The organism is Flavobacterium sp. RSP46, from assembly GCF_003984825.1.
Classification (GTDB): domain Bacteria; phylum Bacteroidota; class Bacteroidia; order Flavobacteriales; family Flavobacteriaceae; genus Flavobacterium.
Map to the genome: position 1 here is coordinate 24,791 of NZ_RYDM01000007.1, position 14,185 is coordinate 38,975.

The following is a 14,185-nucleotide window of genomic DNA, read 5'->3' on the forward strand; positions in this document are numbered from 1 at the left end:
AACAAAAGATGTTTTGGTGCCGTACAGTAATGTTGCTTTTATGCAAAAAAAGTTTACCAATGCTAAATCAATCGATGCAATAACGATCAAAAAAGCGAATCATTTTATTCCTTGGAATTACTATGAAATTATAAGAAATGTATTGTTGAACATGCAATAAAACTAATCCAGGCATTCCATCATTAATAGATCACCTTCATTATGTTCTATTGTTACGATTCCGTCTTTGAGGACGTGGTTGCTGCTGCCGGTTCTGTAACCAATAGTCAGACTATCATCTTTCAGCGGATAAAATAAATTATCAGAATGAATTCCAGTGACGTGACCTACAGGGATTAATGAAATAGGAGTGTTTGCCGTATACCATTTTTCGAATTTTTTAGGCAAAAGGAATACTTTTGAGTGATCGTCCAGAATGACAATTTTTAATAAATTTCTATATCTCGTAATGTTGGTAATATTGGTTATGGTATGATCAGCTCTTCGTCCGGTGGCCCAAACGACGTTTACAGCAGGAATTTTTCTTTCGATTAAATAGTCAAAAGCTTTTTCTAAATCGGTTTTATTCTGATCCGGAGTATGAATAATTTCGATGGGATATTGAGACGTTTTATAAATTTCTGGGTCAAATCCTCGGTCAAAATCTCCTAAAAGCACATCGACTTTGATGTCTAGTTCCATAACGCGAACCATAGCCGAATCTAATACGACCACGAGTGGTGACCATTCCAGTAATTGACCCAATAGTTCCGGGTTACAGGAAGCGCCATTGGCAATGATTAAAGCAGGTTCTTGGTCGTCGCGAACGATATGATGTGAAGACATTGTGAATTGTGAATTATGAATTATGGTGTAAAAGTAAATAAAAGTTCTCGTTTTATCTCTCACGTACTAGCCCGGATGGCAATGAAAACCAAAACAGGTTGTAAACTTTAGTTTTCCGGCAGTAGAAGAGCGACCAAAGGAAGCTCCTTATACGGTATGGAAAACTGTTTAGAGCCTGTTTTTGGTTGTAATGAACAGCCGGATTAGCTCCTGATTATTCAATCGTGTAACTTCTAACATCAACTTCGCTAAGGGAGAAATAACCCAAAGGATAATTAACCGAATCCGTGGTGTTGATGATGTTTCCTCTTACGGTAGCAGGCGGAGATTGAAACGGTCCGCCACCATTATTTCCTGCAATACTCACTAATACACTCATGTAATTGTAGTATGCTTTTGAAATTCCGAAGTGGATTATTTCAATTTTATCGTCTTTTTTTAAATCATCATTTTGTGACATACTGAAAAATTCGTTTCCGTTGAAAAACTCATCTTGGTCAACATAAAAATTTGATTTTGCTTGGTTTGAATACACATATTTGTATAAGTAATAATTGGTTTCACCCGCTGGATCTTGGTAGAATGTTTTAATTTCAATGTCAGTCCCTGTAAAACCGCCTTGATTGTTTTGAACAATTTTTGTGATTGGCGTAACGGGTTTTAGTGTATCGGTTGCGGTATACGTATTGCCATTGCTGATAACTGTCAGTGTATAGGTTTCGTTGATTACCGGTATAAAAGTAGCGCAAGTATATTCGCCGGTATTTGCAATTTCCGAAAAAGTAAAAACCACATTAGCACTATTTTTTATAGACACTGTTGCTCCGGAAACTTTTGGAATAGTTGTACCGTAAAATCCAGTTGTTGTAGTCAGTTTTATTTTTTGTTGATTTCCCGAAGTTCTTTTTTTCCAATTAATTGCTGCTTCAATTACCAGTTTTGGTGGAGCATTATCTAAATCTACTTCGACAACATCTTCGCAACTTGCCGAAAAAATAGCGATGAGAAGTACCAGATATAGTGTTGTTTTTTTCATGATTTTATTTTTTATTTAGTTGCCTTGTAGAATGCTAAGCTTAAAATTTAAAGTTATAGCTCACCGCTGGAACTACACCAAATATCGAAGTTTTTACAGCTTCATTGATTCCTGTATCTGTATTTTGTCTAAAATTAATAGAAGCGGCATTTTTCCGATTGTACAAATTGTAAATGCTAAAAACCCATTCGCCTTTCCATTGGCGGTCTTTATTGCTTTTAGGAGTCAAAGTAGCGGCAATATCCAGGTGGTGGTAAGCGGGGAGCCGATTTCTATTTCTCAATCCATAACTGGGTAGATTGATGCCTAAGTATTCATATTGTCCAACAGGATATGTTACCGGTTGCCCAGTTTGCAGGGCAAAATTAGCTCCAAAAGACCATTTTTCATTTAGATTGTAGGAACTGGTTATTGCAATATTGTGCAGTTTGTCATATACGGAATTGTACCATTGGCCGTTGTTGATTCCGGTTTCGATTGAGGTTCTTCCAGGAGTTTGTTGCTCGGATTTGGATAATGTATACGATATCCAGCCATTAAATTTTCCTTCGTTTTTTCGGAACATGATTTCTAAACCATAAGATCGTAATTGCCCGTTCAGGATTATTTGTTCAATGGCTTTATTGGCAATCAAATTAGCACCATCAATATAATCCAAGCGGTTTTGCACTTCTTTATAATACGTTTCTACTTCAAGGGAATACATTCCTTCTTGAAAGTTTTTAAAATAACCCAAAGCCACCTGATCTGCAATTTGGGGTTTAATGAAATTATCGCTTGGCGTCCAGACATCAAGTGGAGTTGGCGATGTGGTGTTCGAAATTAATTGTAAATACTGTACCATCCTGTTGTAACTTGCTTTTATGGATTGGTTGTCATTGATTTTGTACGCCAATGAAAAACGAGGTTCCAGATAATTATAGCTTTGGATGACTTTATTTTTGTCGTAAAATTCAGTGTTAATTGGAGTTGCTTTTTCATAAATCTGTAATTCCGAATTGAAGAGAACCGGATTGTCATTTTCATAAATATTCACGGTAGATTGCCCTAAACGGTAAAATATACTGTATCGAAGTCCGTAGGAAAGGGCTATTCTGTCGGATATTTCGTGATCAGCGTTGATGTAAACTGCGGGTTCAAAAGCATATTTTTTATCCAATTGAGCAAAATTTATTCCGGAGTCCGTATCAGATGGCTTGATGGTTCCCGGATTGAATTCGTAATAAATTCCGTTTACTCCGTAATTCAATTTGAATATATCTGAAATATAATTCTTGAAATCGTATTTGATATTGTAATTTTTGATGCCGGAATCCCATTTGAACCCTACAAAATCCAAATCCAAACCGTAATAATAATCGCTGTAAATGAGCGATAAATTAGAAAATAATTTTTCAGAAAACAAGTGATTCCAGCGCAAGTTTAAAGTGGTGTTTCCATAAATATTGGTAAAACTTTTGTTCAGGCTGAAGACATCTCGGCCAAAATAACCCGATAAATACAGACTGTTATTTGTATCTAATTTATAACTCAACTTGGTATTTAGGTCATAAAAATAAGCGGAGTTGTTTTTTTGTTTTTCGGATAGCTTCAGGAATAAATGCGCATAGGAACTTCTGCCACCAATCAGGAAGGAACCTTTGTCTTTTACCAATGGTCCTTCGGCCAAAATGCGACTGGAAATCAATCCGATTCCTCCATTGATATGAAAATTTTTGCTGTTGCCGTCTTTTTGATAAATATCCAACACAGAAGAGGCTCTTCCACCATAACGAGCTGGAATTCCGCCTTTGTACAACTTCAAATCTTTGATGGCATCCGGATTAAAAACAGAGAAAAAACCAAAAACGTGGGAAGAGTTGAATATGGTAGCTTCATCGAGCAGAATTAAATTCTGGTCGGCACCACCACCACGAACATTAAATCCTGAAGCCCCTTCGCCAGCATTTGTAACACCGGGCAGTAATAAAATAGATTTTAAAACATCGACTTCGCCCAGCACAACGGGCATTTTCTTGATCGCTGAAATGGAGAGTTTATTGACGCTCATTTCGGGTTTTTTGATGTCTATTTTGGTTTCATTATCCGTAATAACAACTTCTTTCAAGGCGGTTTCATCACTGAATAAATTAAAATTATTTTTTAGGTTTTGACTCAAGTCGATTAGCTCTTCCTTGGTTTGAAATCCTAAATAGCTAATTTGGACGTTATAGATTCCTTTTGGAACTGTGATGGAGTAAAATCCATATTCATTGGTAGTTACTCCGGTTTTGAGTTCAAGGATTACAATGTTGACGCCTATTAAAGTTTCGTTGCTGTTGGCGTCAATAATAGTTCCGCTTAGCGTAAATTTCTCTTGAGCGAAGCATGAAAAGGAGCATAGTAATACCACTAAAAAGGGAATAATTTTCTTTGGAGTCATTGTTTAAATTTTTCTAAATACAAAAATGCAAATTACATTAAATAGAACAGTATTTGACATATAACAACCGTTAAGGTATTGCTAAGGTAAAAAAAAAGACAACTGTTTCCAGTTGTCTTTTTAATATTATGTAGTAAAAAAATTAAGCTAGTTTAGCATCTAAATTTTCTTGTATCGCTGCTAAGAAAGCCTCGGTAGTCAAGTAATCTGCAGCAGTCAACCCTTCTGGTTTTACTAACATCGCTAAGTCTTTAGTCATTTTTCCGCTTTCAACAGTATCAATGCATACTTGTTCTAGAGTATGACAAAAATCAATTAAAGCTTGATTTTCGTCCAGTTTACCTCTGTGTTCCAATCCTCTTGTCCATGCAAAAATAGAGGCGATTGGGTTTGTTGATGTTGCTTTTCCTTGTTGGTGTTGTCTGTAGTGACGTGTAACTGTTCCGTGAGCCGCTTCTGCTTCTAGAGTTTTTCCATCAGGAGTAACTAATACTGAAGTCATTAATCCTAACGAACCAAAACCTTGTGCAACAGTGTCAGATTGAACATCACCGTCATAGTTTTTACACGCCCAAACAAAACCACCACTCCATTTCATTGCAGAGGCAACCATGTCATCGATCAAACGGTGTTCGTAAGCAATTCCTGCTTCAACGAATTGTGCTTTGTAGGTAGATTGATATACTTCTTCAAAAATATCTTTGAAACGTCCGTCATAGGCTTTCAAAATAGTGTTTTTTGTAGAAAGATATAAAGGCCATTTTTTTGTCAAAGCCATTTGGAAAGAGGAATGTGCAAAACCGTAAATACTTTCATCCGTATTATACATTGCCATTGCGACTCCGTCTCCTTTATAATCGTATACTTCCCAAGTTTGAGTTTCTCCTTCTTCAGGAACAAAAGTCATTGTTAGTTTCCCTTTTCCTTTGATAACAGTATCTGTGGCTTTGTATTGGTCTCCAAAAGCATGACGACCAATAACGATAGGCTGTGTCCAACCCGGTACTAAACGAGGTACGTTTTTCATGATAATTGGTTCACGGAAAACGGTTCCGCCTACAATATTACGGATGGTTCCGTTTGGAGATTTCCACATTTTTTTTAAACCAAATTCGGTAACACGGTCTTCATCAGGAGTAATTGTGGCACATTTAATACCAACATTGTATTTTTTTATTGCCTCAGCAGAGTCAATAGTGATTTGGTCATTACTAGCATCTCTGCTTTCCATTCCTAAATCGTAATATTTAATATCTAAATCTAAATAAGGAAGAATTAATTTTTCCTTGATAAAGGACCAAATAATTCGTGTCATTTCGTCACCATCCAATTCAACTACCGGATTAGCTACTTTAATTTTTGTCATAATGTATTGATATATGTAATTCTTATTTTTTAAATGTAGCTACAAATGTAATAAAACGTTATCGTAAAAGAAAATGCGTTTTCATTTGTTTAAAATGAATTGTCAAATTATTACTTTAGGATGGTCAAAATAAGAATATGGAAAATATATTCCTTATTTCTTGTCAAAAAATAAGTGCTTCAAATGCATTCAATTTTAATAAAATTGGTAGAATAGTATTGAATAGCTTGACTTTAAACCAAAAAAAAATCCTGACAACGTCAGGACTTTTATAATAAAGAGATATTTGACTATCTTCTTTTGTCTTTAATTTTAGCTTTTTTACCAGTAAGTTCTCTGAAGTAGAAAATTCTAGCTCTACGAACTGCACCTTTTTTGTTGATTTCCACTTTTTGTAAAGCTGGTAAGTTTACTGGGAAGATACGCTCTACACCAATAGCACCTGACATTTTGCGAATCGTGAACGTTTCTGTATTAGCAGAACCTCTTCTTTGAATAACAACTCCTTTAAAAAACTGAGTTCTTGTTTTTTCACCCTCTCTAATCTCGTAGTAAACAGTGATAGTATCTCCAGCTGCAAAAACTGGGAAATCTTTTCTTGTTACAAATTCGTCTTGAACGAATTTCATTAAATCTGCCATGATATTTTTTAATTATGGTTTGTATTAAGTCAACATTCACGGATCTCGCCAGAGGTTGAACTAATGTGGGTGCAAAAGTAAATAAAAAAGTTTAAAGTTTAAAGTTTTTCTTGTTTAAAGTTTAGAAGTTCTTGAATACCACCTTTAAACCTTAAACTTCAAACAAATTTTAATCTTCCAACAAATCCGGTCGTCTGTTCTTCGTGTGTTCGTAGGCCATATCCTCGCGCCATTTGTCAATTTTGGCAAAATTCCCGCTGGTCAAAACCTCCGGAACTTTCCATCCGTTGTAATCTGCCGGACGAGTGTATATAGGACCTGATAATAATCCGTCCTGAAAACTATCCGTCAATGCGGAGGTTTCATCACTCAAAACACCAGGAATCAATCGGATCAATGCATCTGATAATACTAATGCTCCTAATTCACCACCACTCAAAACGTAATCACCAATAGAGATTTCCTTGGTAATAAAATGATCGCGTACTCGCTGATCCACTCCTTTATAATGTCCGCAAAGGATAATAATATTTTCATACATTGACATCGTATTGGCCATTTTCTGGTTTAGGGTTTCCCCGTCCGGCGACATGTAAATGATTTCATCGTAGGCTCTCTCGCTTTTCAAATGCGTAATACAGGCGTCGATAGGCTGTACGGTCATCACCATTCCGGCGCCACCGCCATAGGGATAATCATCTACGCTTTTTTGTCTGTTGGTCGTGTAATCCCGCAGATTATGAAAATGAACTTCCACCAGACCTTTGTCAATAGCTCGTTTCATGATCGAAGCCTCAAACGGACTTCGCAATAATTCTGGCAGAACAGTAACAATATCAATGCGCATAATTTTAAATCTTAGTTTGAAAAGGGCAAAGGTACAAAGATGCCAAGGTTTTCAAATAACCATTTAACCAATTCAGCGATTAAACTTTTCTTCAGGAGCTATTTCCAGCTTTACACTGTATCTTTCCTTGCTTAAAGAAAGCAAGAAAAGGATGCCGTTTCAATCTGGGCTAGGTGTTTGTCAAAATAGGATGTTTTAATTAATAATTGTATCAAACAAAGCAGCAGTATTTTTTTATGGTGCTTTCTAAACGCTATCATAAAGGAAATATTTGTTAAACATTGCATTTAAAAGTTTGAAAATGAACGTTTGAAAATGAACGTTTGAATTCGTGTGTTGTAAGCTCTATTTGAAGGGGGTTATTATGCTTTGAATTAGTAAACCCAACGAGTTACTTTTTTGTATCAAATGCTAGCAATTTTAAAACCTGTTATAAAACCAAACTTTATCTTTCAACGTATATAAACTAATATTTAATTATACAGTTTGCGGCGATGGGTAAAAAAATAGATAAATGGATTTATGTTTCTTTAGTTGTATTGTTTTTTACTAAATCATTTTCTCAATATGAATTCAGTAATGGAACTATACCCAAAGAAGTTTCATTGCACAATTACACTACAGTTGCAGATGTTGGTCAAAGAAATCTAGATATTCACTATGTTCTTGCCAACTTTAATTCATTTAATCCTAAAAAACTTCAAACTGAAAATGATGATTTAGGTTTTTCTCAAAATAATTTTTGGTCAAAAACGGAGCTTATAAACGCTAGTGATCGGACTTTGAATTATTATTTAGAAACGGCCAGACCTATAACGGATTTAGTAGAATTGTATTTTATTGATAGCACTTCGGGGAAAATTACCAAAATGGTAAGCGGTGATAATATGCCCTTTTCTGAGCGAAGTTTTGATAATCGTAAAACTATTTTTAAGATTAAAATTTTGCCAAATTCGAGGCAGCAATTATTTTTGCATCTAAAAAGTGATGGTGAAGTTGTCAACATGCCGGTCATGTTGTACTCTTCAGAAAACTTTATAAAGTTGATTTCAAACGAGCAGTTGTTTTTTGGTATATTCTATGGTATTCTGGCCATTGTTTCTATTATTTATTTATTCTTCTATTTTGCCTTACGCCAAAAAGCATTTTTATATTATAGTTTATATGTTGTTTTTATCGGCTTAATGCAGTTCTCTTTAGATGGTTATTTTTATGAGTTAATTACCCCTAAAGGCGGTTGGTTTTCGCTTCGTGCAGTGTTGCTTTTTGCGATGATTGCAGGTTTTTTGCTGGGCAAATACAGTGAAGTTTTTTTGAATATCAAAAAACATAATAAAATACTTTACTTTTTGTTTACTGTTCTTTATTTTTTAGCTTTTGTTTTAATTGTATGTATTTTATTTGTTCCTAAGGCTTTAGCTTTGTGTTATCCATTGGCAAACGTGCTGGGATTGCTGATTCTTATCTTGATTATAAGTTCTGTCGTGTATCTGTATTGTAAAAAAATACATGTAGATGGTTTTTTTACAATGGGTATTTTCTTTTTGGTGCTCGGCTTTGGCATTTTTATTCTCAATAACTTCAGTCAAATTCCCAATTCGTTTCTAACAGATAACAGCTCTAAATTAGGTACTGGTTTGGAAGTTATTTTTCTTTCCCTTTCTATGGCTAATTTGATTCGGAATCTTAAAAATGAAAAAGACAACCTCAATCGTCTTGCTTTGATTCGTTCTGAAGAAATGAATGATTTGAAATCTTATTTTTTATCCAATATTAGTCATGAATTACGTACTCCATTGAATGCTATTATGAATTTGATTGAGTCAATTTCTAATGAAGTTGAAGATGATACGATCAAACATAAATGCAAAATCATAAAGTATTCTTCGTATAGTTTATTGAGTTCGGTCAATGATATTCTTGATTTTTCTAAAATTGAAAAAGGGGAATTAAAACTGGAAAACAATCCATTTGATCCCGTACAGGTTTTAGAGTATTTAAATAATAATGCGATCAATATAGCGAATGAAAAGGGACTTGAGTTTCAATTTTCGAAATCAAAGAATATTCCTGATTTTTTGATTGGAGATGCTAATCGATTGGTTCAGATCGTTAATAATGTATTAAGTAATGCCATTAAATTCACCTTAAAAGGGTGTGTGAAGTTTACTATTGATGCGGAATTATTGCCCGGCAACAGGGCGAGCTTGATATTGACCATTTCAGATTCCGGGGTGGGGATTTCTCCTGATAAAAGGGAACGTATTTTTGATTCTTTTTATCAAAAGAGTAGTGATAATAAGAAAAAATTCAGCGGACTTGGATTAGGACTTTATATCGTGAAAACATTGGTAGATATGCAAAACGGAAGTATTAAAATGGATAGCGTGATTAATGTGGGAACCACCTGTGTTATCACGATTGATTTTGAGGTCTCTGAACAAAAAAAAGGCATAGGAACAACTGCTAAAATGGGAATTGAAAATGATTTAGAAGGGAAATCCATTTTAGTAGTTGAAGACAATCCTATAAACCAGATGGTGATCAAAATGATTACTAAAAAATGGTTGAATACCACAGTTATGTTTGCTAATAATGGTCAGGAAGGGATAATGGCATTGATTAAAAATCAATTTGATATTGTACTGATGGACCTTCAAATGCCAGTGATGGATGGTTATGAAGCTACAATTGCAATAAGAAATGGAGCAGCAGGTATACACAATAGTCATATTCCTATTATTGCTGTAACAGCGGATGTCATGGAGGCCACAAAACAGCGGGTTAAGGAAATAGGAATGAATGATTATTTGTCTAAACCAATCAAAAAAGAAGTGCTATATGAGGCAATCAAAAAATTAGTTAACTAAATCGCAATCGTACATAAACGTGTTTGATTCCTTTTTTATCGGAGTCTCTTTCGTCAATTTCCAGAATATCGGTCAATGATTTCAACATTGGAGTTAATTTAGAAAAGCCATAATTTCTAGGATCAAACTCTGGTTTTTTCTTCACAATAAGATTTCCTACGTCACCGAGAAATGCCCATCCACTGTCATCACCTATGTCTTCAATGGTTGATTCTATTAATTCAATGGTGTGCAAATCAATTTTGTTCAACGTTTTTGGGGCGACTTTTTTAGGATCAGTGGCCGTTGGTTTTTTTGTTTTTTTCTTGATTGCGCCATCCAGAACCTCAATATAGATGAAGCGATCACAGGCAACAATAAATGAATTGGGTGTTTTTTGCTCTCCAATACCAATCACTTTCATACCGGATTCTCTAAGCCTAATTGCTAAACGGGTAAAATCAGAATCACTGGATACAATACAAAAACCATCCACTTTGTCAGAATATAATAGATCCATTGCGTCAATAATCATCGCTGAATCTGAGGAGTTTTTTCCTACAGTATAACTGTATTGTTGAATAGGCGTAATGGCATGCTCTAATAAAACACTTTTCCATCCACCAGCATTAGGTTTCGTCCAATCAGCATAAATACGTTTGGTGGTTGGTGTGCCAAATTTAGCAATTTCTTCCATCATTCCTTTTACATTGCTGTAGGGAACATTATCAGCATCAATTAGAACCGCTAATTTTAACTCTTTTGTGTCCTGTGCCATAAACTTTAGTATTGAAATATTTATTCAAAGATACAATGTTTATTGATAAAACGATTTTGAATCAAAATCGTTTCAAAGTTTTGTGAGATATACTTTTTGTTGTGTTATTAGCAGGAATGAAGCATTTTTTTTTAGATAATGTAACAGATATCGCATATAGTAGGAAATTGTCAGGAATTATCGTTGTAATAAACTAAAAATAAATTTGTTTTCAAGTCCTTTATAAAATATAAATAATTATTTTTGCAACTTCTTAAAAATTAAAATTATTACTTAATATATTATGGTAAAAGATTTATTCGAAAGGATTCAAAACAATAAAGGACCATTAGGAAAATGGGCTTCACAAGCGGAAGGTTATTTTGTTTTTCCTAAATTAGAAGGTGAGTTAGGTCCAAGAATGCAGTTTGATGGGAAAGATATTTTGAATTGGAGTTTAAATGACTACTTGGGTCTTGCTAATCACCCGGAAGTACGGAAGGCAGATGCTGATGCGGCTGCACAATATGGAGCAGCTTACCCTATGGGAGCCCGAATGATGAGTGGACATACCAAATATCATGAGCAATTAGAAAATGAATTAGCTGCTTTTGTAAGCAAAGAGTCAGCATATTTATTGAATTTTGGCTACCAAGGAATTATGTCTACAATTGATGCATTAGTAACTAAAAATGATGTAATTGTGTATGATGTTGATGCACATGCTTGTATTATTGATGGTGTTCGTTTGCACATGGGAAAACGTTTTACATACCGTCATAACGATCTTGCAAGTATGGAAAAAAACCTGCAACGCGCCACAAAATTAGCTAAAGTAACTGGAGGAGGAATCCTTTTTATAACGGAAGGCGTTTTTGGAATGCGTGGACAGCAAGGAAAATTGAGAGAGATTGTGGACATGAAACAAAAATATAATTTCCGTTTGCTTGTTGATGATGCACATGGATTTGGAACACTTGGAAAAACAGGTGCCGGAGCAGGTGAAGAGCAAGGAGTTCAGGATGATATTGATGTTTATTTTTCCACTTTTGCTAAATCAATGGCTAATATTGGTGCTTTTGTAGCTGCGGATAAAGACATTATCGATTATCTTAAATACAACATGCGTTCTCAAATGTTCGCTAAGTCCTTGCCAATGATTCAAACAATTGGTTCTTTGAAACGATTGGAATTGTTGCGTAATCACCCAGAATTGAAAGACAAACTTTGGGAGAATGTTAATGCATTACAAAACGGATTACGAACCAGAAACTTTAATATTGGAGACACAAACACATGTGTTACTCCTGTTTATTTAGAAGGCAGTGTTCCGGAAGCTATGGTTATGGTGAACGATTTGAGAGAGAATTACGGAATTTTCCTTTCGATTGTAATTTATCCTGTTATTCCAAAAGGAATTATCTTATTGAGAATGATACCTACAACCTCACATGAATTATCAGATATTGAGGAAACACTAGTTGCTTTTGAAGCCATTCGTGAAAAATTAGTAAATGGAACCTATAAAGAGATTGCAAGTAAAACAAAAGTTGATTTAGACGCTTAGTCTTATAAAATAAGTTATTCTAATCCATCCTGCTTTCTTTAGCAGGATGGATTTTTTTTATACTTAAAAAGAAGTGATATCTTTATACAACAAAAAACAAAGGGTATGAAAAAAGGGATTGTATTGGGTGTCATTTTTTTTAGTTTTTTAATTTCATGTCATAAAAGTAAACAGCTGGAAGAAGCCGCAAGTCCAAATGTTTCTATAGAAAAGGATGTTAAAGAGTCTATTATGGAAGAATGTTACACCGGTGTTATAAAGAATGATACCATTTCTATGATTTTGAAAATAGAAAATGAGCAATATGTTTCAGGAAAATTAAGGTATAATTTCTATGAAAAAGATAAAAATAATGGGACATTAGTAGGAGAAATAAAAGGAGATACGCTTTATGCAGCGTATACCTTCATGTCCGAAGGGCTTGTGACTGTGCGGCAAGTTGTTTTCTTAAAAAAAGGGAATACTTATGTGGAAGGTTATGGCGATGTGGTTGATAATAAAGGGAAAGTAACGTTTAAAGATAGAAAGCAATTAAAATTTAATGTAAGTGTGGTGTTGTCAAAAGTAAATTGTATCCTTTGATTTATAATTTCCTTTTAAGAATTTAGCATGCAGGCATTTAAAACTAAAAATTCATCAGCAAAACTGATGAATTTTTTTAATTCAATACTTGTCAAATACTACAATTCTAACCGATACGTGCATCTTCGTTTGTGAATTAATGGATTAAAATGTTTCCACAAGTTTAGACTGGGAGCATTATCAGCTAATTCAGGGGTTCTAAAACAATTAACAATCCCTTTTTTTCGGAAAGTTTCATAGTATTCTTTAAAAATAATTGCGGTAACGGCTTTGTTTTGATATTCCGGCAATACGCCTATCAGATAGAAAATGACATCTTTGCTGTATTTTTTTGCCAATAGTAAATGTAGAAATCCAAGCGGGAATAATTTCCCTTTGGATTTTTGTACTGCCTTTGCAAAAGAAGGCATCACAATGCTAAAGGCCACGATGTTATGATCTTTGTCTTCTACAAATTTGATAAATTCAGGATTGATAAAGCTGATGTATTTTTTCTTGAAATACTCTTTTTGAGTGTCGGAAATAGCAACAAATGACGATAGGGAAGCGTAGGATTTATTAAATAAATCAAACATTTTATCCACATGAGGCATGACCTCTTTAGTTGTTTTGAAATTAAGCGGACTTAACTGGTATCTTTTTTTGACTAAATCATTTGCTTTTTCAAAAAATTGTAGTTTTACGTTTTCAAAAGGAAATTTACTCTCAATATATTCTTTCTCTTTTACATAGCCCAATTGCTCAAAATGACGTGCATAATATTCATGGTTGTACCAAGTAATCATGGTTCCTATTTGGTCAAAACCTTCGGTCAGAATACCTACTTTGTCTAGATTTGAAAATCCCATCGGGCCTTCAACATGTTCTAAATTGTTTTTCCGTCCTAATTCATATACTTTTTCTAAAAGGGCTTTAGTTACCTCGATGTCATCAATGACGTCAAACCAGCCAAAACGCACTTTCTTTTTTTGCTGATCATTTACCTCACTCCAATTGATAATTGCCGTAATTCTGCCTACTATTTCGGTATTTCTTTTAGCAACATAAAAATAGGCTTCGGCAGTTTCAAAAGCGGGATTTTTTGTTTTATCAAATCCTTCCAGTTCTTCAGCAATTAATGGCGGAACCCAGTTCTTATTGTTTTTGTATAAAGAAAAAGGGAATTTGATAAAATCAGTTAATTCGCTTTTTGTTTTTGCTTCTTGTATGGTGATCATTGCGTAGGATTGATTCAATGTATAGTTACTGTTTTATTGAGGCACAAAACTACGAATATAATTAACTTATACATGA

11 protein-coding genes are annotated in these 14,185 nt (G+C 34.4%); 3 read left to right on the plus strand and 8 right to left on the minus strand.

Annotated elements, in window-relative coordinates; genetic code table 11:
- Positions 1-162: 162 nt before the first annotated feature.
- From EKM01_RS11390 to trmD, 6 genes are all read right to left on the minus strand, one after another.
- A complete protein-coding gene (locus EKM01_RS11390; protein WP_126460203.1) occupies positions 163-825 on the minus strand; it encodes a thiamine diphosphokinase in 663 nt (220 codons plus the stop codon).
- A 214-nt stretch (positions 826-1,039) separates the two neighbouring features.
- Entirely contained in the window at positions 1,040-1,861 is an 822-nt protein-coding gene (locus EKM01_RS11395; protein WP_126554325.1) for a DUF4249 domain-containing protein, read from the minus strand.
- A 40-nt stretch (positions 1,862-1,901) separates the two neighbouring features.
- Positions 1,902-4,283 (minus strand): TonB-dependent receptor, encoded by a 2,382-nt coding sequence (locus EKM01_RS11400; protein ID WP_126768419.1) that lies wholly within the window; start codon positions 4,281-4,283, stop codon positions 1,902-1,904.
- 142 nt (positions 4,284-4,425) lie between these two features.
- Entirely contained in the window at positions 4,426-5,649 is a 1,224-nt protein-coding gene (locus tag EKM01_RS11405; protein WP_126460212.1) for an isocitrate dehydrogenase (NADP(+)), read from the minus strand.
- A 290-nt stretch (positions 5,650-5,939) separates the two neighbouring features.
- On the minus strand, positions 5,940-6,290 hold the full coding sequence (rplS, locus tag EKM01_RS11410) for a 50S ribosomal protein L19 (RefSeq protein ID WP_126454599.1): 351 nt from the start codon (positions 6,288-6,290) through the stop codon (positions 5,940-5,942).
- Positions 6,291-6,459: 169 nt separating this feature from the next.
- Positions 6,460-7,137, minus strand: coding sequence for a tRNA (guanosine(37)-N1)-methyltransferase TrmD (gene trmD / locus EKM01_RS11415; protein ID WP_126460215.1), 678 nt, complete (start codon positions 7,135-7,137; stop codon positions 6,460-6,462).
- A 494-nt stretch (positions 7,138-7,631) separates the two neighbouring features.
- Between trmD and EKM01_RS11420 the strand changes: the two genes are divergently transcribed.
- Positions 7,632-10,007 carry a hybrid sensor histidine kinase/response regulator gene (locus tag EKM01_RS11420; protein ID WP_126768421.1) on the plus strand — a complete coding sequence of 792 codons (2,376 nt, stop codon included), beginning with the start codon at positions 7,632-7,634 and terminating at the stop codon, positions 10,005-10,007.
- Here the strand turns inward: EKM01_RS11420 and EKM01_RS11425 are convergent.
- Complete coding sequence (locus EKM01_RS11425; protein ID WP_126454595.1) at positions 10,000-10,764, minus strand: NYN domain-containing protein; 765 nt, start codon at positions 10,762-10,764, stop codon at positions 10,000-10,002. The genes EKM01_RS11420 and EKM01_RS11425 overlap by 8 nt on opposite strands.
- Before the next feature lie 283 nt (positions 10,765-11,047).
- Here EKM01_RS11425 and EKM01_RS11430 point away from each other — a divergent pair, with 283 nt between their 5' ends.
- Together EKM01_RS11430 and EKM01_RS11435 are read left to right on the plus strand one after the other, a co-directional pair.
- Positions 11,048-12,310, plus strand: a complete 1,263-nt coding sequence (locus EKM01_RS11430; RefSeq protein ID WP_126460222.1) for a pyridoxal phosphate-dependent aminotransferase family protein — start codon at positions 11,048-11,050, stop codon at positions 12,308-12,310.
- A 105-nt stretch (positions 12,311-12,415) separates the two neighbouring features.
- Positions 12,416-12,892 carry a hypothetical protein gene (locus tag EKM01_RS11435; protein WP_126768424.1) on the plus strand — a complete coding sequence of 159 codons (477 nt, stop codon included), beginning with the start codon at positions 12,416-12,418 and terminating at the stop codon, positions 12,890-12,892.
- A gap of 98 nt (positions 12,893-12,990) precedes the next feature.
- Here EKM01_RS11435 and EKM01_RS11440 read toward each other — a convergent pair whose 3' ends face one another.
- Complete coding sequence (locus EKM01_RS11440; RefSeq protein WP_126564474.1) at positions 12,991-14,109, minus strand: GTP cyclohydrolase; 1,119 nt, start codon at positions 14,107-14,109, stop codon at positions 12,991-12,993.
- Positions 14,110-14,185: the final 76 nt, after the last annotated feature.